This window comes from Thalassospira sp. HJ (genome assembly GCF_000948415.1).
In the GTDB taxonomy this organism is placed as follows: Bacteria; Pseudomonadota; Alphaproteobacteria; order Rhodospirillales; family Thalassospiraceae; genus Thalassospira.
In genome coordinates this window covers 75,167-97,434 of record NZ_JYII01000017.1, presented here as the reverse complement: position 1 = coordinate 97,434, position 22,268 = coordinate 75,167, and the positions used below count along the sequence as shown (strand labels likewise).

The window sequence follows — 22,268 nt, the reverse complement described above, 5'->3', positions numbered from 1 at the left end:
ACTGAAAACGGAAAACCCGGCAAGGTTGCTATCATTGCCGTCGTCAGAAAAATGGTCACCATCCTCAATGCGAGAATGCGTGACCATTATGCTTTAATACTTGACGGCTAATACCGCTGCTTTTTTTATGCTGATAAGGTGAAATAAAACTTATGAAATAAAATCCAAGGTGGTTTTCATGTCTGTTACTACTGATCCAGCAATTGAAATCGTGGATTTGTGTCGGTTTCTGAGCAGCATCACGGTGAAACAAACTAATGAGCGTGTGGTCGACGTTTTAATGAGGGAGTTTGGCCCGGATCAGTCTGAAATCTATTTTTTGATTAGGAGAATTCGCGAGAGATTTGAGCATTTTTCAGGTTCATTGAACGATATAAATGACCCGCTACTAGATCCACAGATAGTGGATTTAGCCAAAAAAGCCGCTTCAAGGTTTGTTAAGTTCACTGACTTGCAGCAGTTACACCAACCTTGGGGAAACGTATCAAAACTCATATCAGACCCTCAAAGTTGGGCTGGCATTATGGCTGTATCATCAACTTACCGCAGAATAGCTCCAATTTCGAAGTTGGAGGAAGCGAAGGTAACCGAGATTAAAGAATACGTGTTCAGTGATGAGATTATTGAACACGTTAATGCATCGGAGGCTCCAGCTTTTTTGTCAAAGATGCTCGCGGACTCAGTTTGTGATCTTAGAATGATGTTGAGGCATATTCCGATATTTGGTTACGAAGAACTTGCAAAATTATCAAGCGATTTGGATTGGAAAAACCAAGCTGTTGCGCACTATGACAAAGCTTATGCCGAATCTAGTTGGTGCAAGAAAATTGCCAAAGTTGTTTTGGTACTTACCTCGATATATGTGGTTCCACCGGAGTTAGTTGAAGCCACCAAGCAATATAAAAAATGGTGGGTTGATGTGCTTCCAAGTCTTGAACAAACCACGAAAACTGAAACTCAACCAGAAACTGCTGCTAGTGAAGGTCTAGTTGAGGTCGATAAGGGCCAGCAACTCCTCGACGGCCTTGGTCGGATTAGTGGCCCCTGAGAGGACATCGCCCTCAAGCGCCTGAAGACGGCTTGCCACATCATCGCGCGCGGTAAAGGTTTCAAGCAACCGGTCGCGCAGCATCGTCCACATCCAGTCATGTTGCTGACGCGCACGCTTGGCGGCAAATTCGCCTTCCTTTTCCATCACGGTGCGATGCTGGTTGATCAGATCCCAGATGTTATCAAGCCCGTCATTGATGAGGGCCGAAACCATCACCGATTGCGGCCGCCAATGTTTGCTGGTCGGCTGCATGATCCGAAGGGCGGAGGAATATTCGCGTTTGGCTTCGCGGGCCTTGGCCGGATCGGCATCGGCCTTGTTCACTGCAATCAGATCGGCAATTTCAAGAACGCCCTTCTTGATGCCCTGAAGCTCATCCCCCGCACCGGGCAACATCAGGACAAGGAAGAAGTCGGTCATCTGGGCGACCATGGTTTCGCTTTGCCCGGCCCCGACAGTTTCAACCAGAACCACATCAAACCCGGCCGCCTCACAAAGCAGGATCGTCTCGCGCGTCATGCGATTGACCCCACCCAGATAGCCACTGCTGGGCGATGGGCGGATATAGGCATTGGGATCAATCGAAAGCTCGTTCATCCGGGTCTTGTCCCCCAGGATGGAGCCGCCTGACCGCGCACTGGTCGGATCAACCGCCAGCACGGCAACCTTTTTGCCAGCCTTGGTCAGGTTCTTGCCAAACGCCTCGATAAAGGTCGATTTGCCGACACCGGGAACCCCGGTAATGCCGATGCGCTGCGACCCGCCCGTGTCGGGCATCAATTGCGCCAGAACCGCCTGGGCCTGCTCGAAATGTTTCGGGTTGCGGCTTTCGACCAGCGTGATGGCCCGCGACAGAATGGTACGGTCGCCTGCCAGAACACCTTTGACGATTTCATCGGTCGAAAGCACACGTCTGCGCACGGCCTTGCGCGGGCTGACCGTGCCGCCCGAGCCTGCAGGTATGGTGCGCAGCGTTTCTTTCACCAGGCGTTCCTTAGAATTTGGCGCGTCTTGTGCCAGCAAAGCGGGGTGTCGTGGCAGGGAAGGGGCCGTCAGGCCGCTTCCTCACCAGACTGATTAAGCTTTTCTAGCAGGTCGCCCGCAGCTTCGGCAATGACCGTTCCGGGCGGAAAGATCGCCTCAGCCCCGGCTTCGAACAGTTTGTCGAAGTCCTGCGGCGGGATCACGCCCCCGGCAACAATCATGATGTCTTCGCGGCCAAGCTTGTCGAGTTCGGCCCGAAGCTGCGGCACAAGCGTCAGGTGGCCAGCAGCAAGCGAACTTGCGCCGACAATATGAACATCGTTTTCGACCGCCTGTTTGGCGGCTTCTTCCGGCGTCTGGAACAGCGGGCCGATATCAACATCAAAGCCAAGATCGGCAAAGGCGGTTGCAATCACCTTCTGACCACGGTCATGGCCATCCTGACCCATCTTGGCGATCAGGATACGCGGACGGCGGCCTTCATTGGTCTCGAACTCGGTGATCAGGCGATCCACCTTGGCAAGCGCCTCGTTATCGGCCCCAACCTCGGTTTTATAAACGCCGGAGATGGAGCGGATCACCGCCTGATGACGGCCATAGACCTTTTCAAGCGCATCGGAAATCTCGCCCACCGTGCATTTCGCACGGGCTGCTTCGACGGCAAGCTCAAGCAGGTTGCCATTGCCGCCATCGGCCGCATTGGTAAGGGCCGTGAGCGCGCTTTCAACAGCCGCGTTATCACGTTCTGCGCGCAGGCGTTCAAGTTTCGCGATCTGCTGGCGGCGGACTTCGGCGTTATCGACCTGAAGAACATCGACCGGGCGATCATCGGTCACGCGGTATTTGTTTACGCCCACAAGGCTCTGGCGGCCGCTATCGATGCGGGCCTGCGTGCGGGCTGCGGCTTCTTCGATGCGCATTTTCGGAATGCCGGCCTCAATCGCCTTGGCCATGCCACCCTGTTCTTCGACTTCGGCGATATGCGCCCATGCCTTTTCCGCCAGATCACGCGTCAGGCGTTCGACATAATATGAACCACCCCACGGGTCGATGACATTGGTGGTGCCGCTTTCCTGCTGAAGGAACAGCTGGGTGTTACGTGCAATCCTGGCCGAGAAATCAGTCGGCAGGGCCAATGCCTCATCCAGCGCATTGGTATGCAGCGACTGGGTGTGGCCTTGGGTCGATGCCATCGCCTCGACACAGGTGCGGATGACGTTGTTAAACACATCCTGTGCGGTCAGCGACCAGCCCGACGTCTGGCTATGGGTGCGCAGCGACAGCGATTTCGGGTTTTGCGGATCGAATTGCTTGATCAGCTTGGCCCAGATCATGCGCGCCGCACGCATCTTGGCGATTTCCATGAAGAAGTTCATGCCAATCGCCCAGAAGAACGACAGACGCGGCGCAAACTTATCAATCGGAAGCCCTGCCGCCTGACCGGCACGGGCATATTCAATGCCATCAGCCAGCGTATAGGCCAGCTCAAGATCGGCCGTCGCACCGGCTTCCTGCATGTGATAGCCGGAAATCGAGATCGAGTTGAATTTCGGCATGTTTTGCGAGGTAAAGGCAAAGATGTCCGAAATGATGCGCATCGATGGTTTCGGCGGATAGATATAGGTATTGCGCACCATGAATTCTTTCAGAATGTCATTCTGAATGGTGCCCGAAAGCTGTTCATGCTTCACACCCTGTTCTTCGGCGGCCGCGATATAAAGCGCCATGACCGGCAGAACCGCGCCATTCATGGTCATGGAAACCGACATCTGATCAAGCGGGATGCCATCAAAAAGCGTGCGCATGTCATAGATGCTGTCAATCGCCACACCGGCCATGCCAACGTCACCCGCAACGCGCGGATGATCACTGTCATAGCCACGGTGGGTGGCCAGATCGAAGGCAATCGAAAGGCCCTTTTGCCCGGCGGCAAGGTTACGGCGATAAAACGCGTTGGATTCTTCTGCGGTGGAGAACCCGGCATATTGGCGGATCGTCCAGGGACGCTGCACATACATGGTCGGATAAGGACCGCGCAAAAATGGCGGCATGCCCGGCATGGTGTTCAAATGATCAATGCCATCAAGATCCTTAGGCCCATAGGATGATTTGACATCAATCCCCTCTGGTGTGGTCCAGGGCGTGCTTTCAAACGGGTCCTTGGCGCCGGCGGATGCGCCATCAAACAGCGGAAGGTCGGAGAAATCAGGAATGCGGGTCATGGTTATTTCTCCCCCTGTTTGCCAAGAAGATGATCAAGTGCGGCACCACAAATGCCAAGAACGTCAGCCCCGACAAAGACAAACTCATCAATGCCAGCTGCCTCGTAAGCGGACCTCGCATCGCCGGGATTGCCAGCCAGGTAAACGAGGCTGGCCCCTTTGGATTTAAGCGCCTTGGCAACGTCTGCTGCCATGTCGGCATATTGCGGGTCGGACCCGCAAATCACGGCGATTTTGGCGCCACTTTCGGCAAAGGCGGATGCCAGCGCATCGGCACTGTCAAAACCGTTATTGGTAACGGCTTCAATCCCGCCTGCTTCAAAGAAGTTGCGTGCAAAGGTCGCGCGTGCGGTGTGCTGGGCGATCTTGCCAAGATTGGCCAGGAACACCTGTGGGAAGGCACCGGTCTTTGCCTTATGGCTATCGGACCGTTTGCGAAGCACTTCATAACGTTCCGAAAGGCGGTGCGCGGGCAGCGCGCCGATACGGGTCGCGGCACTGGTGCCATAAAGATCGGTAAACATGTGCCCGATGGTGGCCCCTGCGCGCGCGGCCTCGATCATGGCCGCAAGGCTCTTGCCGACCGTGCCGTCAAACTTGGTCTGGCGGGACTTGGCATCGGCAATGATCGCATCAAGATCCGGGGCTTCGCACGCGACCTTGGCTTCGCTGATATTGGGGAACTCCGAAACACCGGTCAGCGGATCGCGACGGGTGGCAAGGCGCTTTTCACGTGCGTTCCAGACAGTCTCGATCTCGGTTTTCAGGCTGCCATTGGCAAGCGTACTCAGGATCCCGCCCGAAGATTCAAGTGACTGGAATTTCGACCATGCGGTCTTTGCCAGTTCCTTGGTCAGGTTTTCGATAAACCACGAACCCCCTGCCGGGTCGATCACCCGGTGCACGTTGCTTTCTTCCTGCAAGATCAGTTGGGTGTTACGCGCAATGCGGCGTGCAAAGCCATCAGGCAGGCCAATCAGATGATCATAGGGCAGGCAGGTCACACTATCCGCACCGCCAAGACCGGCGGCAAAGCTTGTGACTGTGGTGCGCAGCATATTGACCCACGGATCAACCTTGGTCATCGCCATTTCGGCCGAAACAGCATTGATCGTGATCGTCGCATCCTGGGCCGCCGATGCCGAAAGAACGCGGCTCCACATCATGCGAAGTGCACGCAGCTTGGCGATCCCGGCAAAGAAGTCGGTGCCGATGGCGACGTTAAACACCATCGCACCTGCTGCCTGATCAACCGCCATCCCGGCATCGGTCAGAGCCCGCAAATAGGTCACCCCGCTTGCCAGCAGGCAGGCCAATTCCTGACCATCGGTGGCACCGGCATTATAATAAGGGGCGCCATTCACCGAAATCGCAGTCGCCAGCGGGAACAGATCAATCAGCTCAACCGCGATACTTGCCGCGTGATCAACTGCTTCCTTGGCGCCACAGGGCAGGGTGCCGGTCGCTGCCAGCGTTCCGATCGGATCGATGTTAAAGGCCGGTGCGGCTTCATCCGCACCATCTGTATTTGCAATATGTGCTGCCAGAAGGGCTGCGGCCGGAACACCTGCCGCCCCGCCATCAAGCCCGACGGTGGCAAGGTTGGTGTAAACATCAACAAGGGCAGCATCGAGATCAGCCAGACAATGAATGGCGACCCCGTCCACGCCCACCTCGGCAGAACTGATTTCGCGCCCGGCGCGGGCAGCGGCATCAAGTTTCAGCGTGATCGAAGTGGCGCCGTTTTCAAGATCCTCAAGGATCGCGGCATTGGTCGCCTTGGGATCGGGATGGGTGTGAAGCTGGCGGATGTCCCACCCGGTAACGGTTTCGCGCGGCTCGACCGTGGCATTAAGAACTTCATGGATCAGCCGGGTCGCGTCATCCTGATCATCGGCGGTATAGATCGGCTGAACGGAAAAACCATCAAGCGTGTTGGTGACAAGCTTCTTCTCGAACGGTGCACCCTTAAGGGCCTCCTCGGCAAGCTTGCGCCAACTTGCATAATCAGCAGATGGAAATTCGGATGCGAGCTTTAGCGGGTCGGACATGGTTTCTCCCGGCTTGGTTTGTTCCGGTCATGATGCGACTCCATATGGGGTCTCTGCCCGGAACTTTGCCAAATTCTATTCTACTACGGATTCCCAGTACCCGGTACACCCCGCCCGGCCCATTCATGCCAAGAAAACACCATCGGTATTCTGACTCGCGAGAAAACCTGCAAATAAGGCCTTTGCGCTTACAGTTGCGGGGGCAGTTCCGGGCTTGGCAACACTGCTTTAACGCAGGGCCGCACCGGATTCCCGACCATGTTTTCCGGTCACATTCGCGACATGGCGGTTTATAGCACCTGCTCCTAATTCCGTAAATAGGCATGGAAATACCTATTTGGGCGGATATGCCACCCGACAAATCAGGTTTCCGTAACGCTATGTCGCCGGAAACATTGGGGTTTTACCGGGGCTGGTGAGATTGGCGTGCCACGTGGCTAGGTTCATAACCGCCTTATACTTTCGCGGAACAGGTGCAGGATCGGGATGAAGCCGGAACATTGCGTGGCAAAAATTTGGCGGGTTTAACCAATTTGACATTTTCATCTGCCAGTTTGGACTTGTCCCAATTCTCGGAGTATCGCCATCCATGAACGCGCTCAGCGCCATGCCGTCGCAATTCTGTCCTGATGGACTTGTTGCGTTCGCCGACGACAGTCCCAGCGCCAAGGCAGCCCTTGAAACAGTGCTGCGCCGGGCCGGATATGACGTGGCCGGTTTTGATTGTGCCGATGATCTGATCGATCAGCTTGACGGCATGTGCCCGAATGCCATCATTCTGGATATCGAAATGCCGGGCATGAGCGGCTTTGAAGCCTTCTGCGAAATCCGCCGCCGCTATCCCAACAGCGAAAATGTGCCGGTCTTCTTCTTCTCGGCCCATTATGACGCCGATACCCGCGCCCAAGCCGATGCGCTGGGGGCTGCTGACTTCATCAGCAAGGATGCCAGCCCGAAGGTTGTTCTCGAACAGCTCAACCGCGTTCTGGGCAATTCCATGAGCGCCTGTTAAGCGCGTATATCATCATGTTAAGGCGACAAACGCTCTGCATCTGGCAGGGCGTTTTTTATGTCTGCCAAGGCTGGTCTTGCTTGCCTTCATTCCCATATTTCGGGCATAGCATGATCGGGGGTCATACCCCGGTCCACCGCCAGATCCATCAAGTCCCGGAGCTCCCCGTAATGCCCCAGTCTATTGCCGCCAACCCGATCCTTGTCGAAGCCACCCGTGGTGCGATGGTCGAAAGTTTTCACCGTGGGCGTTATGTGGTGATGAAATCGGATGGCACGGTGATTGATGAAGGCGGCGATATTGACGCGCTGATGTATCCGCGTTCTGCCATCAAACCGCTTTTGGCGATCCCGCTGATTGAAAGTGGTGCGGCGGATGCCTTTGGTCTTGAGGATAAACACATCGCGCTGGCCTGTTCGTCGCACAATGGTGAAGAGGAACATGCAAATACGGTTGCCGCTTGGCTGGAACATGTCGGGCTGTCGGTTGATACGCTTGAATGCGCACCGCATTATTCGCTCAGCCTCAATGCCGCGATCAAGCAGGCGTCCGATCATGTCAAACTGACCAAGGCGCATAATAATTGCTCGGGCAAGCATGCCGGGTTCCTGTCGACCGCGCAGCATCTTGGCGAAGATCCCGCGGGCTATATTGAAGAACAACACCCGGTGCAGCAGCGCCTGATCAAGGTGCTGGAAGAAATGGGCGATTGTGATCTGTCGTCCACGCCGCGCGGCATTGATGGTTGCGGCATTCCGGTGATCGGCATGCGCCTTCGTGATCTGGGGCTTGCCATGGCCCGCATGGCCCATCCTGCTGGTCTTTCCGAAACGCGCATTGATGCCATCAAACGCATCCGCAAGGGCTGCGCAAAAGCGCCCTTCATGGTGGCCGGCACCGGCCGGTTCTGCAGTGCGATCATGGAAGAATGCGGCGAGGACGCGTTGGTCAAGGTTGGGGCAGAGGGCGTTTATTGTGCGGCCTTCCCGAAACAGGGGCTTGGTGTGGCGCTCAAGATTGATGATGGCACCCAGCGCGGAGCAGAGGTTGCGATGGGCGCGATCTTGCGCAAACATGGCGTGATCGATGATGCCCGTGCCGAGGTGCTTAAAAACCATCTCACCCCGGTTCTGACCAACTGGGCGGGAAAATATGCTGGCGACTTGCGCCCGGCCTTCTGATTGCTCATCACCAAACGGGGAACGAATGCAAAGCATTGCGGCCTATATCTTTGCGGCCATTGCCGAAATTGCCGGATGTTTTGCCTTCTGGGCCTGGCTGCGGTCCGGGAAATCGATCCTTTGGGTCGTGCCCGGTGTCCTCTCGCTCATTGTCTTTGCCTGGCTTCTGACCCGGGTTGAAGCCGACTTTGCCGGGCGGGCCTATGCCGCCTATGGCGGGGTTTATATCACCGCCTCGATCTTCTGGATGTGGGTGGTCGAACGCAGCATGCCCGATCGCTGGGATGTGACCGGTTTGCTGGTTTGTCTTCTGGGGGCGGGCATTATCCTGTTTGCCCCGCGATAGAGGTCTCAGGCTTTTGCTGCTTTTTCCTCGGGCTTTTTGCCGGTGCGGTCTTCGGCGGGCAGAAGGACATGGAATGTCGTTCCCTTGCCGATTTCGGTTTCAAACCAGATGCGCCCGCCATGCCGCACGGTCACGATATCATGGGTGATCGACAAACCCTGTCCTGTGCCCTTGCCGACTTCCTTGGTGGTAAAGAACGGGTTGAAGACCTTTGATCTGTCTTCCTTGGCAATGCCGGTGCCGTTATCGGAAATCGAAATCAAGATGCTGTCATCAAGCGATGTCGTCTTGACCGTGATGTGGCCTTCGTCGGGTTTGCGCCCAGCGGCCTGAATGGCCTGCGCGGCATTGACGATCAGGTTAAGGAAGACCTGATTGACCTCGTTGATATGGCACGGGATATGCGGGATTTCCGGATCGAACTTTTCGGTGATGTCGGCATTGTGCTTCCATTCATTGCGCGAAATCACGATCACGTTCGACAGAACCCGGTTGATGTCGGTGGTGGTTTTCTCGGCCCCGCCGGGGTGGGAGAATTCCTTCATCGACAGAACGATGCGTGCGACCTGATTGATGCCGTCAAGCGACTGCTGCGTCGCGTGCGGGATTTCCTCAAGCAGGAATTCCAGATCGGAACTACGCATCTGGCGGGCGAAATCCTCAAACGTGTTGGGCGGCAGATGCGCACGGTTTTTCCACAGGGTTTGAAGTGCTGAACCAAGCATCCGTGACAGCGACCCATAGCTGTCATTGAGGAACTTCAGGTTGTCGCGGATATATTGGCTCGGCGTGTTGATCTCATGCGCGATGCCGCCTGCCAGATGGCCAATCGCTTCGAGCTTGAGCGCCTCGCGCAGGTCTTCTTCAAGCTTCTTCTGTGCTTCTTCTGCGGTTTTGCGACGGGTGATATCGCGAAAGATGTAAAGATAGCTCATCTCGGAGCTGAAATTGGCCGGGCTGACGATGATTTCCATCGGGAAACTGTCGCCATCAAGGCGCTGGGCCATGGTTTCGGTATAGTCGTATTTCAGAACGCCACTGCTGATATTGATGCAGCGGTTCAAAAGCTTGTGGCGCACGGTGGCCTTGCGATCAATGAACATGACATCGACCGACGTCCCCAATAATTCATCGCCCGTCGCGCGCAGGATTTCAGCAGCCGATTTGTTGAAATCCTGGATCATGCCGGTCGCATCCACGATCAGAATGCCTTCGACAACGCTATCAAGAATGGTCTTGAGCCGCTGTGTGGTTTCCTGTTTGCGACGCTTCTGTTCGGCAAGCAAGGCCATGAACCGCGCGCGCACGTCTTCGGGCGCGTCAATTTCCTTGGCGGCATCGAGCAAATCCGAACCCGATGCGATATCGGCCGAGCCGCTCAGGATTTTGGGTGCTTCGGTATCATCCTGATCTTGGGTCATTATTTCTCCCCGGTGACCATTTCATTACCCTGTCCACCGCGGCGAACACGAATGGGTTCATGGAACTGATGGAGCTCCTGAAACACACGCAACCGCTGCAGCTGAATTTCCGAAACATAGTTGCCGTGGGTCAGAAGTACATGCCCGTCACGGGTTTCGATATCGGTCAGCAGGAAATCACCCATGCGCAGGTTTTTAAGGTAAATGTCATGCTGGGTCCCTTTGGGGTAGGCGACCTTGTCACAGGACGGGTCTTCCTTGGCCAGAAGGACCTCGATCTTATCAAGCAGGTCCGGGTCATAGCGCTTTGCCTGATGGCGCAGCTCGTCAAAATGCTGTTTCACCACAAGATCGCTCTCCACGATCTTGCCAAGGTCATTGAAAATCCGAAGCACCCGCGCACCCAGCGGAATATCCGTCCCCACCGGGCCTTCGGCCGGGAAACCCGATCCGTCAAAGTTCCGGTTTTGCAGATAGACAATGCCGGCAACCTGTTCCAGACGCGGGATATTGGAAATCAGTTTTTGCGCCACTTCGGGCGTGCGACGCACAACATCGCGTTCAAGCGGCTGCAGCGGCTTTTCCTCGCCAAGCCGCGCAAGGATTTCCGGGGGTAGGGAAACATACCCGATCGGTGCCAGAAGGGCTGCCAGACCCAATTCCCACGGATGCGGATAACCAATCGATTTGGCAATCGTATCGCACCAGACCTTGGCGCGCATGGCCTTGCCAAAGATCGCCGGATTAAGCTGTGCGAGAACCTCTGTCAGGACCTTTACGCTGCCCGCCAGGGTCTGCTCGATCAGGGCCTTTTCGGCCGTGATCAACTGATGCTGGCGCAAGCCAGCTTTCACACCGGCAATCAGGTCTTCGTCTTCGCAGGGCTTGTTGAAAAACCGGAATATATGCCCGTGATTGATCGCCTCGACCGCGGTGTGCTGATCGGCATTACCAGTTAGCATCATATTGACGGTATCGGGGCTGAGTTTGGCGACCTCGGCCAAGAGCTGCACACCGTCCATTTCGGGCATGCGCATATCGGCGACACAGACAGCATATTTCTGGCCAGCCTTGATTTTATCAAGGGCCTGCATCGGCCCAACGGCGGTGTCGAATTCGAACTTGCCGCGCAATTTGCGCTTGAGCCCCATCAGCAGGTTTTCATCGTCATCAACAAAGAGCACGGGGGGATTCTGTGTCATCATCTCTCTCCCTTACTTTTCCATCTCGCGGTATTTCTGTTCCACCAGCCGGGCGGTTTCGCGCCAGACCGGCAGGCGGTCGCGTTTGCCCAACCGGTCAAGATATTTCAGGTCAATCCGGCTTTCAGGCGTCGTACCGGTGCGTTCTTCAATGGCGACTTCACGGGCGAGATGCTGCGCAACATAAATCGCACTCAGCGCGTTCATTTCGCTATGTGGGGCATCTTGTGGCCGATGGTGATAGGCAACCGTTTGCACCATCGCACTTGGAAATCCCCAAAGTCCCAAAAGGTACGCCCCGATTTCCGGATGGGCTGCGCCGAACTGGTCGCGCTCGGCGACATAGATCGGGATGTCTTCGGTCTCGACCCGTTTGACGACCTCGGCCATTTCATTGGCGCGATAGGCATAAAGGATCAGGCTGCCGGTATGGCTTAGCATGCCAACAGCAGCCATTACGTTGATCACTTCCTTGGGCAGTTTTTCCTGTTCGGCAATCAGGGTCGCCACCACGCCAAGCTGTTGGCTGCGCTGGCAAAGCTGCATCATGCGCGCGACGGCGGGCTTCGGGCCATCAAAGCTTCGAAACAGGCCGATAAACAGCGCCAGCGCCTTAAGCGTATCGATCCCGATCATGCGGATCGCCTGCGAGATCGAGGTGATCTTCATGCTGACCGCAAAATAGGCCGAATTGGTCAGCTTCAATATCTCGGCGGTCAGGGCAATGTCGGATGCAACAATCGCGGTCAGCTGATCATTGCTGACCAACGGGTTTTCAAGGGCTTTGACAAGATTGGTATAGGTGGTGGGCGGTGATGCCAGCGCATCAATCCCGCCAACAAGTGCGCGCAGTTCCGGATTGGTCAGAAGGTTACGCAGATCAAGCGCGTTTTCGATGGTCTCAATCAGCATCTGATCATCGCACGGCTTGGCCAGATACTGGTGTGCCGGGCCGACGGTGCGCAAAATGGCTTCTTCCTCGGCAAAGCCCGACAGGATGATACGCGCGGTATGCGGGTGTCTTTCCTGCATGATCGTCAAAAGCGCAGCGCCATCGGTTCCGGGCATGCGCATGTCCGAAACCACCACATCGGGCTCGATCTCGTCCGCCTTGGCAAGTGCGCTTTCCGCGTCATGCGCGAACAAAAGCTCCCACCCCGCGCGGACAGACCGGAACCGGCGGCGCAAACCATCCAGAATATTTTTGTCATCATCGACAAAAAGGATGACGCTCATTTTCACCTCATGCGTGTGCTCCATGTTTCATACATGGGGCCTGCAAGAGGTCTTTGATAGTCCGCATATGTGGAGGGTTGTGGCCTTTGGACCGCTTTTTTTATCAAGCACCCTGACGGCTAAGCGGTCCTAGCTGTTGGTCAGTTCGCGATACTTTTCCGAAACCACGGCGGCGATATTCGCCCATTCGTCAAGATGGCCGTCCTTGCCAATCTGGGTCAGGTAATCGTGGTCGATTGTGCTTTCGGCGGCGTGGCCCGCATCGCGGTCGGCAATTTCCCGGGTCAGATGTTGTGCAACATAGATCGCGGTCAGTGCCGTCATTTCCCGGTGCGGCAAATCCATCGGCCGATGGTGATAGGCAACCGCCTGAATGACCGGGGCAGGGAACCCCCAAAGCCCAAGCAGATAGGCACCGATTTCGGCATGCCCGGCACCAAATTGTTCGGCCTCTGCCTGATCGATTGAAATGCCTTCCTTCTCGACCCGTTCAACAACTGCCTGCATTTCATCGGGCCGGTTGGTGTAAAGGATCAATGTGCCAATGTGGCTCAGCATCCCGATCGATGGCACCGCATGGCAAATCTCACGCGGCAGGTGTTCATATTCGGCAATCATCGCGGCCGTGACGCCGATCTGCTGGGATCGATGACACAGGCGCTTAAGGTTGGCCGCCTGACTGGGCGGGCCGTTAAACCCGCGATACAGCCCGACAAAAAGCGCAAGCGCCTTAAGCGTTTCCATCCCCAGCATCCGGACCGCATGTGCAACCGATGACACATTCTGTGTGACGGCAAAATAGGATGAATTGGTCAGTTTCAGAACTTCGGTGGTCAGCGCGATGTCGGATTCAACGATCTTGCTGATGGTCTCAAGCGAGTAGTTCGGATCGGAAAACGCCGTTTCAAGCCGCATATAGGTATCGGGTGGCGATGCCAGACTTTTGGAGCTCGCAACAAGGGTCCGAAGTTCGGAGCTGCGCAGCAACTGGCGTAGACCAAGCGCATTCTCGATGCTTTCGATCAGCGTTTCATTGTCGCATGGCTTGCTCAGAAACTGATGTGCGGGACCAATGGTGCGCAGATAGGATGCATTATCGGCATGGCCGGTCAGAATGATGCGTACTGCGTCTGGATGGGTTTTCTGCAAGGCTTCAAGCAAGGTCACTCCATCCATGCCGGGCATCTGGATGTCTGAGACGATGACGTCAAAGTCGTGACTTCCAGCAAGCTCAATGGCTTCAAACCCGCTATTGGCGAAATACAAATTCCAGTCGGGACGGGAGCCGTGCAGGCGCCGACGCAATCCGTTCAGAATGTTGGCATCATCATCGACAAATAGAATGTGGTGCATTGGACCTTGTTCTTCTTGGGGTAATTTGCAGATGGCAGAACGGCGGAGCGACTCGATCCTTAAGGATAACAGATTTTCGAAGATTTTGCCCTTCTCCGCACAGCAATTGACTGTCACGTGCAGGTTTTGCCTTCGGAAACACATACGTCAGTATAAGTAAAGAACATCAACCACTTACATAAAGGTTGTTTCTGGTGATAATGTCATATTTTGTCAGAATGTAACATGCAAAGCACGGGTACAATTTTAATGACTTTAAAACGTAAGGCGATCAATCGCTGTTTTTGATCGACCGGGGGGTACGATCTCCTAAATGACAACGCGTACGGAACTGGTTGATGCCATCAAAAAGCATCAGCTCTATGTGATGAAGCAACCGGGCGGGCGGCGATTGCAATTGCGCAATGGCAACCTGTCGCGAATCAAGATGAGCAAGATCAGTCTTGAAGACGCTGTATTGCCCGGTGCCAACTTCATCCAGGCTGCAATTCGCGACGTCAAATTCGATTTCTGTGATTTGTTCGGCACCAACTTTGTCGAGGCCGACCTCGAAGGGTCAAGCTTCATGCGGGCTGATTTGCGCGGGGCCAACATGGCACGTGCCAAGCTGCGCAACGCCAACCTCAAGGGGGCTGACCTTCGATCCGGCGTGATGGTCATCGTCGATGCCGGCCGCGAACGCAAGGTCAAACGCAACACCGATCTGGCCAATGCCGATCTGCAGGGCTCGGTGATGTCGGGCGCCAACCTGTCGGAAAGCAACATGTCCGGTGCGCGGCTTGCCGATGCGGATCTGAGTGACGCCAACATGTTTGCCGTCAACCTTGCCGGGGCTGATCTTTCGGGCTGTAACCTTTCGGGTGCAAAGCTCAAGAACGCCAACCTCAAGGGTGCGAAGCTTAAGGACTCCCTCCTGCTGGGAACCGATCTGTCCGGGGCCAATCTGCGCAATGTTGATTTGTCCAATGTCGATCTGTCGCAGGCCAATACATCGAACTCGATCGGCAGTAAGGCGCTCACACCGCTTCCCGAAGACATCCGTATTTTGCTTAATGCCCATACCGAATGGCTGACCAGCGGTGGGGTTGCCGGCGCGCGCCTTGATGTGACGGGGCGCGATCTGACCGAACTTGATTTCACCGGGTTTGATCTGTCAGCCGCTTGCTTTGATGATTGCATTCTGCGCGGCGTGTTGCTGGTTGATACCATTCTGGTGATGGCATCGATGCGCAATGCCGATCTGACCCGTGCGCGGCTGAGCGGATCGGTCATGAATGGTGTGCGCATGTCCTATGCCAACTGCACAAAATCCGTGTTTCAGGGGGTCAAGTTCGGTGGTGTTGAACAACGCGATGCCAAGGGCCAGAAAACCGGTGAAGTCTGGCGGGCTGATCTGCAATCAACCGACTTCTCCCATGCCGACCTCCGCAACTCGGTCTTTGACGAGCCAAGTATGAAGGGCGCGAATCTATCCAAGGCCAATGTCGCCGGTGTCGCCTTTGGCGAGACGGATCTCAGCGAAGTCGAACTTGAAGGGGCCAATATCGGCTCGATTCTGACCGGAACCATCCCTGATTAGGTGTAGGTCTTTACACCACTGTCCGGCAGGAATGCTGTGCATCCGGATAGGTTTCCCCCATAACAACCCGACCAATCCAGAAACGTTTCCATACAACGCGTTAAACATATTGCGTTGCGGTCGATCTGCTGCTTTCTATAATGCTTAATAATAAAAAACTGATTTAGATCTTGGGGGCTATCCGCCACATGTCATCGCGTTCGGAAATGATCGATGCGATCAAGAAGCATCAATTATATCTCAATCAAAAGCCGGGCGGCGTGCGCATGCAATTGCGCAATGGCAACCTTTCCCGCATCAAGATGAACAAGATCAGCCTGAAAGAAGCTGTCCTTCCAGGGGCGAACTTCATTCAGGCAAGTGCGCGCGATGTCTGCTTTGATTTCTGCGATCTTTTTGGCGCCAACTTTGTTGAAGCCGATCTTGAAGGATCGACGTTTGAACGTGCTGATCTGCGCGGTGCCAACATGGCTCGAACCAATTTGCGCAATGCCAACCTGAACGGCATTGATCTACGCGCGGGCATCATGGTGGTTCTCGAAGGCACGCGTGAGCGTACCGTCAAACGCGAAACCGATATGTCGAATGCCGACCTTGAAGGCGCGATGATGTGGGGCGCGAATATGGCTGGCACCAACATGTCGGGCGCGCGTCTTGCCAACACCGACATGAGTGACGCCAACATGTTTGCCGTCAACCTCGAAGGGGCCGATCTGACCGGGTGCAAGATGAATGGCGCCAAGCTTCGCAATGCCAATCTCAAGGGTGCGAAACTTGCCGGAGCAGAGCTTGTCGGTGCGGATCTGAGTGGTGCTAACCTGCGAAATGTCGATTTGCAGGATGTTGACCTGACCCAGGCCAACACGTCCTATTCCATTGGCGGCGGCACGCCCAGTGCACCCTTGGTCGACGACATCCGGGCTCTGGTCAATGGCCATAGCGAGTGGCTGTCTACCGGTGGCAAGACCGGCATGCCGATGATTGCCGCGGGCCGTGACCTTTCGGGGATGGATTTTTCGGGCATGGATTTGTCCGGTGCGGTGTTTGATAAATGCATTATGCGTGGCACGCTTTTCATCGACACCATCCTTGCCATGTGTTCGATGCGCGAAGCCGACATGCAAAAGATCCGCATGAATGGCGCGGTACTTGATGGCGTGCGCATGGCGGGGTCGGATTGCACCGAAGGCGTCTTTCAGGGCGTTCACTTTGGCGGTGTCGATCAGCGCGACAAGAAGGGCGAGAAAACCGGAACTGTCTGGCAGGCCGATCTCTCAGACGTCAATTTCGAACAGGCCGATTTGCGCAACTCTGTCTTCCACGAAGCCAAGATGAAGGGTGCTAATCTGACCAAGGCGAACGTTGCGGGTGTGGCCTTTGGCGCGACCGACCTGACCGAGGTCGAGCTCGAAGGTGCCAATGTCGGCCTTATCCTGAATGGCTATATCCCCGGCAAGAAATAACCTGCGTGACGAAGTCCCCGTAAATGCAAAACGCCGCCCTCATCGAAGGCGGCGTTTTTGATTTTTTGCGATCTTTGACCGTTAGCTGCGGTAATCCGCATTGATCGAGATATAGCCATGCGTCAGGTCACAGGTCCAGACCGTGGCCGCACCATCGCCAAAGCCAAGGTCGGCATCAATATCGATATACTGACCCTTGATATGGGCTTCGACCGGACCTTCGTCATAATCGGCAACGCGTTCACCATTTTTGGCAAGCGTAATGCCACCGATGGCAACGGTCAGTTTGTTCGGATCGGCCGTAACACCGCATTTGCCAACCGCCATGACAATACGACCCCAGTTGGCGTCTTCACCAGCAATGGCGGTTTTAACCAGCGGGGAGTTGGCAATCGCCTTGGCGGCAGTTTTGGCTTCTTTCTCGCTCACCGCACCGGTGACATTAACGGTGATGAACTTCGATGCACCTTCGCCGTCACGCACGATCTGATGGGCAAGATCACGCAGCACATCTTCAAATGCCGCTTTAAACGCCGCCAGTGCCGGATCGTTGACATCATTGATGACGTCATTGCCCGCCTTGCCGGTGGCGGCCACCAGAAGGGTATCCGAGGTCGAGGTGTCGCTATCAACCGTGATCGCATTGAAGCTGCGATTGTTGCAATCGGCCAGAATGGTCTGCAGAACGCTGTGCGGCAGAGCAGCATCGGTAAAGACAAAGCTCAGCATGGTCGCCATGTTCGGCTCGATCATGCCTGATCCCTTGGCGATCCCGGCGATGGTGACGGTCTTGCCATTGATGGTCGCGGTGGCCGACGCGCCCTTGGGGAAGGTGTCGGTGGTCATGATCGCCTTGGCGGCATCAAGCCAGCTTGCGTCATTGGCCAGAATGTCATCCATCGCATCGGTGATGCGGTTTGCCGTGGTCGGTTCGCCAATCACACCGGTCGATGCGGTAAAGATTTCGGTCTTGGCACAGCCAAGTGCCTTGGACGCGGTTTCGACCTTGTCGGCGACGAACTTTTCACCCGCCTTGCCGGTAAAGGCGACCGAGTTGCCCGCATTGACAAAGAATGCACGGCCACTGCCACCCTTAAGTGCTTCACGGCCCCAGCGCACAGCAGCCGATGCCGTGGTCGATGTGGTGAAAACACCTGCGACCTGGGTTCCGGCTTCAAGTTCTGCCAACAGCACGTCCGGGCGGCCCTTATAGCGGATGCCGAGGGTTGCGGTATGCAGTTTGACACCGGCAATCGCCGGAAGATCGGGGAATGCCGCAGGGGCAAGCGGTGAAATGGCAGTCGCAACCATCGGTGCAAATTCCTTTATTGAACAAGTAGCTTTATCCTGCCGCAATGGTGGCGAAAAGCAAGCGGCAGAATCAGTTTACGGATCACAGTGACCTGCAAAAAACGGGGTGAAGCCAATGGCCACACCCCGTTTTGATCTTTCGGAAAGTCAGGGGCGGTCAGAAGGACGCGACCGCCGTGTTTCCTGTCTTATTCAGCCGGTGCTTCCTTGGCAGCTTCTTCTGCTGCTTTCTCGGCTTCGATTTCGACGAAGTTGACGATTTCGGCATCATCGCGCAGGTCTTCGACAAGACCGTTAAACGCATCGCGGCTGATTTCAGCCACCAGCTGCTGACGGACTTCGTCGATTGAGGGCTGGGTGCCTTCCTTGACTTCCTCAACCTTGATCACGTGCCAACCGAACTGGGTCTGAACCGGCTCGCTGGAATAGGTGCCCGCATCCATGGCAAAGGCGGCATCGGCAAACGGTGCAACCATGTCGCCACGGTTAAAGAAGCCAAGATCGCCACCGTTCGGGCCGGACGGACCGGTCGATTTTTCCTTGGCGAGTTCTTCGAAGTCGGCACCATCATCAAGCTCGGCGATGATCGCCTGCGCGTCTTCTTCGCTTTCAAGCAGGATGTGGCGGGCGTGAACCTGCGGCTCCGGCTCATTCGTGGCGATGAATTCTTCGTATTTCGCGTTAACCGCTTCATCGGTGATCGCATCATTGAGCGCACGATCAAGATAGGTTTCTGCGATCAGGCGGCGCTCAAGCGCTGCGATCTGTGCTTTGACTTCCTCGTCATCGGCAAGCCCCGCGTCGCTGCCGGCTTTCATCAGCAGGCGCTGGTTAATCTCGCGGGTCAGAAGATCCGCCTTGAGCATTTCAAACGGAAGCTGGCGATACTGTTGCGGCAGGCCCTGCTGGGTTGCGCGGACTTCGGATTCAAGGATTTCCTCACCATTGACCGTCGCCAGCACCGGGTCTTCTGCCGGTGCAGCGTCCTGCGCCATGGCAGGGGATGCAAAAATGACGGTTGCCAGGGACGCGGCAAGAAGGGATTTGCGCAGCATAGTTTCTCCAGACTTTAATTTCAGACGGGCTTGTGCCCGATGCCTCTGCCCACGGGTAAAACACATAAGTGTTGCCTGCACAAGGCTTCGCCGTGGATGACGCACCTTTTGCCAAAGCATTCTGTCCAAAATGTGAAACGCTTAAGTATGGGCTTCTACATATACGGATGAGCTCTCCCGGTTAAAACCGGTCGGCGCAAAACGATCATCGCCCGCACGCTTCAAAACGCCGGGCGATGAGATGACGGTTAGATGAAATCTGATAGGGCTTGTGGCTCAGGCTTTCACGTCAAAGAAGACTTCGCCGACTTGCCCGGTGCTGCCGTCTTCACGTTCAAAACGTGATCCGGCCACCAGATCGCCGCCAACAAGGCGCTCATCAAGCGGGGTGATCAGCGATAGCGAGATCGACTTGATCCCGGCATCGGCAACACTTTGCTGGCTGCCATCGGCACGCAGCAAAACAAGCGAGCTGAACACACCATCTGCTGCGTCAATCGCACCATCGAGGTTGTCGTCATATTTTGCCAGTTCCGCAAAACCGTCCTTGGCGCCGTTCTGATCGCCAAACAGTTCGTGCCCGTCATTGATGACTCCGTCTCCATTGCGATCAAGTGCAAGCAGGACATCGTTGCCTGAAACCCAGGCGGTCTGATCAAGGTTGCCATCGCCATCAATGTCAAAACGCTTTCCGTCCATCACACTGGTGATGTCGATCCCGTTGCCATCCAGGTCAAGGATCAGCGGGTCCTGCTGGAACATCTGGGAAATCTCGATCCGGATCAGTTCGATATGGGCATGAAATTCCGAGATAGAGATATCCGCCGTCCCGGCAAGGCTTGAGAACCGGCTTTCAATCGCACTGAAATCAATCTCGAAACTGCGCGAAGATACGGAAACCTCACCCAGATTGATCGAACTGTTGCCTTGGGCGATGTTGATCGAAAGATCCTGCATCGATATCGCCGCTTGTGCACCTGTGGCGCCAACCGCCTTGAGCTCGGCCGGATCACCACCGGTCATGGCATTGGCAATCGCACGCGCCTTTGCCGGCGGCACACCCATCATTGCCAGAATGATAAAGGCATCGCGGTTCATCCGCGTCTGGGCTTCATCAAGGGCGGGTCGAAGCCCCTTGAAGGCTTCAAGCGGGGCAGTATTGATTTCAAATACCGGACGTTGGAATTCACCAAGGGCGCTTTCGATGCGCTCGTTGGCCTCGATGCTCAGGTCAATCTGATCGGCAATCGTGCGTTGCTGCGCCATTGCCGCTTCGCTTTGGGCGTCGGCATTTGCATCCGTATTGGCACTATTGGTGGTCACGGCACTGTTGGCAGTGGCGCGCAGGGCTGCGATCCCGGCGGCACTATCCGCTGCGGTATGGTTTGAAGCTGTTGTGTGCTCAAACATTCAGCGCCTCCTTCCTGAAGGGCTGCGGGATGTCGGGTGTGACATCCCGTTGCTGTTAAATCAGAACATCCTGTTCCTGTGTCGGGTCAATGACGGGCACGGTTTCACCATTGGGGAAGGTGAAGGTGGCATTGCCGTTATCCTGACCAAATCGGCCCATCGGCATCATCATATCGACCGTTAGCTGAAGCGGGCCGTTACCTTCGCCAGCTTCCGGTGCAGGCTGATTGATGCTGCGCACAATCAGGGTTGCCTGTTCCATGAACTGTTCGGTGATCTGGGCATTCAGCGCTGCCATACGTTCAGCCGCAAGTGCCTGACCACTGGTCTGTGCTGCACCGGCTGCGGCACCGTCTTCGCCGTCTTGCGACGCATCATCGCTGCCGACCGTTGCGTTCATCAGTTCACGGATGAATTCGGCGACTCCGTTATCATTGATATCAAACAGAAGCCCGCCATCTCCGGCACTGGCCGGGTTGCCCAGCATATCGACCAGCGATCCGCCACCCAGTCCATCCATGACAGTACCAAGTGCGCCAAGGGCGGCACCCATGCTGTTGCCAATCGCGACTGCTTCGGTGCGAACAACCTCAACCTTCGCAGCCTCGTAATTAAACGAGAACTCACCGGTTTCATTGTTGATGCTGATATCAAGCGACTGAACCGCCATCATCGCGGATTCAGAAACGCCGACGGCTGCACCATTGGCACCGGCATATGAAATGGCAGTTTTGCTATGGCTTGCGATTGCCTGATCAAAGGAAAATTCGAACTGGTCCTGTCCGCTGGCGGCATCGCGAATGCCATTAAACATGGCATCGGTTGCGGCAATCGCGTCTTCTTCGGACATGCCCGAAAGCGCAAACATTTCTTCGACACTGCCGCGGATCAGTTCAAGCGACGCATCAAGCGCACGTTCAAACAGCTCATCCGTGGTCAATGGTTTGCTTGAAAGGGCCTTGCTCGTCGCAGGGGCAAGCTTTTGGCTATCGTTGTGTGCAGCAAGGGCGTCATCAGAAAGGGCCACCGGATCAATGCGCGTGCGCGCATCCGGGCGCGCTTGCGCTGCGGTATCACCGGCATCGGGACTGTTTTTGCCAAGGGGCTGACGCGCATCCTGCAGGGCGGATTGCCCCTGTCGAAACGGATTAAGCGCTGAGAAATCGACCATAATCCTCCTCCTGAGGATGTGATTTGGCAGCGTATCGGAAATGCCGTTGCGCCAAAACGAGCTACATGCTCTGTTAGGGTGTAAAACTATGGCGCGAATAATACGACTATTCTTCGCATTTCTCAAGCAAGAAGGGATCAAACAGCGGAAACGAAAACGTGAAGATGCCCGGATTTGCCAGCGATCCGGTGCGAAAACGCCTAATTTCCCGCTCTGCATT

General features: G+C 55.6%; 17 protein-coding genes and 1 riboswitch. Of the genes, 6 read left to right on the top strand and 11 right to left on the bottom strand.

Annotated features, from left to right (window positions below; translation table 11 throughout):
• Positions 1-178 precede the first annotated feature (178 nt).
• Positions 179-1,048 (top strand): hypothetical protein, encoded by an 870-nt coding sequence (locus tag UF64_RS14280; protein ID WP_044829284.1) that lies wholly within the window; start codon positions 179-181, stop codon positions 1,046-1,048.
• Here the strand turns inward: UF64_RS14280 and meaB are convergent.
• From meaB to UF64_RS14265, 3 genes are all read right to left on the bottom strand, one after another.
• Positions 986-2,035, bottom strand: coding sequence for a methylmalonyl Co-A mutase-associated GTPase MeaB (gene meaB / locus UF64_RS14275; protein WP_152630698.1), 1,050 nt, complete (start codon positions 2,033-2,035; stop codon positions 986-988). The two genes, UF64_RS14280 and meaB, sit on opposite strands and share 63 nt — an antisense overlap.
• Before the next feature lie 68 nt (positions 2,036-2,103).
• The gene (gene scpA / locus UF64_RS14270) at positions 2,104-4,257 is read right to left on the bottom strand and encodes a methylmalonyl-CoA mutase (protein WP_044829283.1); all 2,154 of its coding nucleotides are present in this window, start codon (positions 4,255-4,257) and stop codon (positions 2,104-2,106) included.
• 2 nt (positions 4,258-4,259) lie between these two features.
• Positions 4,260-6,308 (bottom strand): methylmalonyl-CoA mutase family protein, encoded by a 2,049-nt coding sequence (locus UF64_RS14265; protein WP_044829282.1) that lies wholly within the window; start codon positions 6,306-6,308, stop codon positions 4,260-4,262.
• 122 nt (positions 6,309-6,430) lie between these two features.
• A riboswitch (cobalamin riboswitch) is annotated at positions 6,431-6,611 on the bottom strand.
• Between the two features lie 286 nt (positions 6,612-6,897).
• Between UF64_RS14265 and UF64_RS14260 the strand changes: the two genes are divergently transcribed.
• From UF64_RS14260 to UF64_RS14250, 3 genes are all read left to right on the top strand, one after another.
• Entirely contained in the window at positions 6,898-7,320 is a 423-nt protein-coding gene (locus tag UF64_RS14260; protein ID WP_044829281.1) for a two-component system response regulator, read from the top strand.
• A 170-nt stretch (positions 7,321-7,490) separates the two neighbouring features.
• Positions 7,491-8,501 (top strand): asparaginase, encoded by a 1,011-nt coding sequence (locus UF64_RS14255; protein ID WP_044829300.1) that lies wholly within the window; start codon positions 7,491-7,493, stop codon positions 8,499-8,501.
• A gap of 25 nt (positions 8,502-8,526) precedes the next feature.
• The gene (locus UF64_RS14250) at positions 8,527-8,847 is read left to right on the top strand and encodes a YnfA family protein (RefSeq protein WP_044829280.1); all 321 of its coding nucleotides are present in this window, start codon (positions 8,527-8,529) and stop codon (positions 8,845-8,847) included.
• 5 nt (positions 8,848-8,852) lie between these two features.
• Here the strand turns inward: UF64_RS14250 and UF64_RS14245 are convergent, their stop codons facing one another.
• The 4 genes from UF64_RS14245 to UF64_RS14230 all read right to left on the bottom strand — a co-directional run bounded on the left by UF64_RS14245 (position 8,853) and on the right by UF64_RS14230 (position 14,059).
• Complete coding sequence (locus UF64_RS14245; protein ID WP_044829279.1) at positions 8,853-10,268, bottom strand: nitrogen regulation protein NR(II); 1,416 nt, start codon at positions 10,266-10,268, stop codon at positions 8,853-8,855.
• The gene (locus UF64_RS14240; protein WP_044829299.1) at positions 10,268-11,470 is read right to left on the bottom strand and encodes an HD domain-containing phosphohydrolase; all 1,203 of its coding nucleotides are present in this window, start codon (positions 11,468-11,470) and stop codon (positions 10,268-10,270) included. Before UF64_RS14240 ends, UF64_RS14245 begins: the two co-directional genes overlap by 1 nt.
• A gap of 12 nt (positions 11,471-11,482) precedes the next feature.
• Positions 11,483-12,706, bottom strand: a complete 1,224-nt coding sequence (locus tag UF64_RS14235) for a response regulator (RefSeq protein ID WP_044829298.1) — start codon at positions 12,704-12,706, stop codon at positions 11,483-11,485.
• A 129-nt stretch (positions 12,707-12,835) separates the two neighbouring features.
• Positions 12,836-14,059, bottom strand: a complete 1,224-nt coding sequence (locus UF64_RS14230) for a response regulator (RefSeq protein ID WP_044829278.1) — start codon at positions 14,057-14,059, stop codon at positions 12,836-12,838.
• 313 nt (positions 14,060-14,372) lie between these two features.
• Here UF64_RS14230 and UF64_RS14225 point away from each other — a divergent pair, with 313 nt between their 5' ends.
• Entirely contained in the window at positions 14,373-15,638 is a 1,266-nt protein-coding gene (locus UF64_RS14225) for a pentapeptide repeat-containing protein (RefSeq protein WP_044829277.1), read from the top strand.
• 188 nt (positions 15,639-15,826) lie between these two features.
• Complete coding sequence (locus tag UF64_RS14220) at positions 15,827-17,101, top strand: pentapeptide repeat-containing protein (protein ID WP_044829276.1); 1,275 nt, start codon at positions 15,827-15,829, stop codon at positions 17,099-17,101.
• An 81-nt stretch (positions 17,102-17,182) separates the two neighbouring features.
• On the opposite strand, the gene argJ is transcribed toward UF64_RS14220, so the two are convergent.
• From argJ to UF64_RS14200, 4 genes are all read right to left on the bottom strand, one after another.
• Positions 17,183-18,412 (bottom strand): bifunctional glutamate N-acetyltransferase/amino-acid acetyltransferase ArgJ, encoded by a 1,230-nt coding sequence (gene argJ / locus UF64_RS14215; RefSeq protein ID WP_044829275.1) that lies wholly within the window; start codon positions 18,410-18,412, stop codon positions 17,183-17,185.
• 188 nt (positions 18,413-18,600) lie between these two features.
• Positions 18,601-19,467, bottom strand: a complete 867-nt coding sequence (locus tag UF64_RS14210) for a peptidylprolyl isomerase (RefSeq protein ID WP_044829274.1) — start codon at positions 19,465-19,467, stop codon at positions 18,601-18,603.
• A 276-nt stretch (positions 19,468-19,743) separates the two neighbouring features.
• The gene (locus tag UF64_RS19755; RefSeq protein ID WP_052657651.1) at positions 19,744-20,877 is read right to left on the bottom strand and encodes a hypothetical protein; all 1,134 of its coding nucleotides are present in this window, start codon (positions 20,875-20,877) and stop codon (positions 19,744-19,746) included.
• Between the two features lie 55 nt (positions 20,878-20,932).
• Positions 20,933-22,048, bottom strand: a complete 1,116-nt coding sequence (locus UF64_RS14200; RefSeq protein WP_044829273.1) for a hypothetical protein — start codon at positions 22,046-22,048, stop codon at positions 20,933-20,935.
• Positions 22,049-22,268 lie beyond the last annotated feature (220 nt).

Coding starts and splice junctions, on each gene's coding strand:
- UF64_RS14280 (WP_044829284.1), top strand. CDS start 179: ATGTCTGTTACTACTGATCCAGCAATTGAAATCGTGGATTTGTGTCGG.
- scpA (WP_044829283.1), bottom strand. CDS start 4,257: ATGACCCGCATTCCTGATTTCTCCGACCTTCCGCTGTTTGATGGCGCA.
- UF64_RS14265 (WP_044829282.1), bottom strand. CDS start 6,308: ATGTCCGACCCGCTAAAGCTCGCATCCGAATTTCCATCTGCTGATTAT.
- UF64_RS14260 (WP_044829281.1), top strand. CDS start 6,898: ATGAACGCGCTCAGCGCCATGCCGTCGCAATTCTGTCCTGATGGACTT.
- UF64_RS14255 (WP_044829300.1), top strand. CDS start 7,491: ATGCCCCAGTCTATTGCCGCCAACCCGATCCTTGTCGAAGCCACCCGT.
- UF64_RS14250 (WP_044829280.1), top strand. CDS start 8,527: ATGCAAAGCATTGCGGCCTATATCTTTGCGGCCATTGCCGAAATTGCC.
- UF64_RS14245 (WP_044829279.1), bottom strand. CDS start 10,268: ATGACCCAAGATCAGGATGATACCGAAGCACCCAAAATCCTGAGCGGC.
- UF64_RS14240 (WP_044829299.1), bottom strand. CDS start 11,470: ATGACACAGAATCCCCCCGTGCTCTTTGTTGATGACGATGAAAACCTG.
- UF64_RS14235 (WP_044829298.1), bottom strand. CDS start 12,706: ATGAGCGTCATCCTTTTTGTCGATGATGACAAAAATATTCTGGATGGT.
- UF64_RS14230 (WP_044829278.1), bottom strand. CDS start 14,059: ATGCACCACATTCTATTTGTCGATGATGATGCCAACATTCTGAACGGA.
- UF64_RS14225 (WP_044829277.1), top strand. CDS start 14,373: ATGACAACGCGTACGGAACTGGTTGATGCCATCAAAAAGCATCAGCTC.
- UF64_RS14220 (WP_044829276.1), top strand. CDS start 15,827: ATGTCATCGCGTTCGGAAATGATCGATGCGATCAAGAAGCATCAATTA.
- argJ (WP_044829275.1), bottom strand. CDS start 18,412: ATGGTTGCGACTGCCATTTCACCGCTTGCCCCTGCGGCATTCCCCGAT.
- UF64_RS14210 (WP_044829274.1), bottom strand. CDS start 19,467: ATGCTGCGCAAATCCCTTCTTGCCGCGTCCCTGGCAACCGTCATTTTT.
- UF64_RS19755 (WP_052657651.1), bottom strand. CDS start 20,877: ATGTTTGAGCACACAACAGCTTCAAACCATACCGCAGCGGATAGTGCC.
- UF64_RS14200 (WP_044829273.1), bottom strand. CDS start 22,048: ATGGTCGATTTCTCAGCGCTTAATCCGTTTCGACAGGGGCAATCCGCC.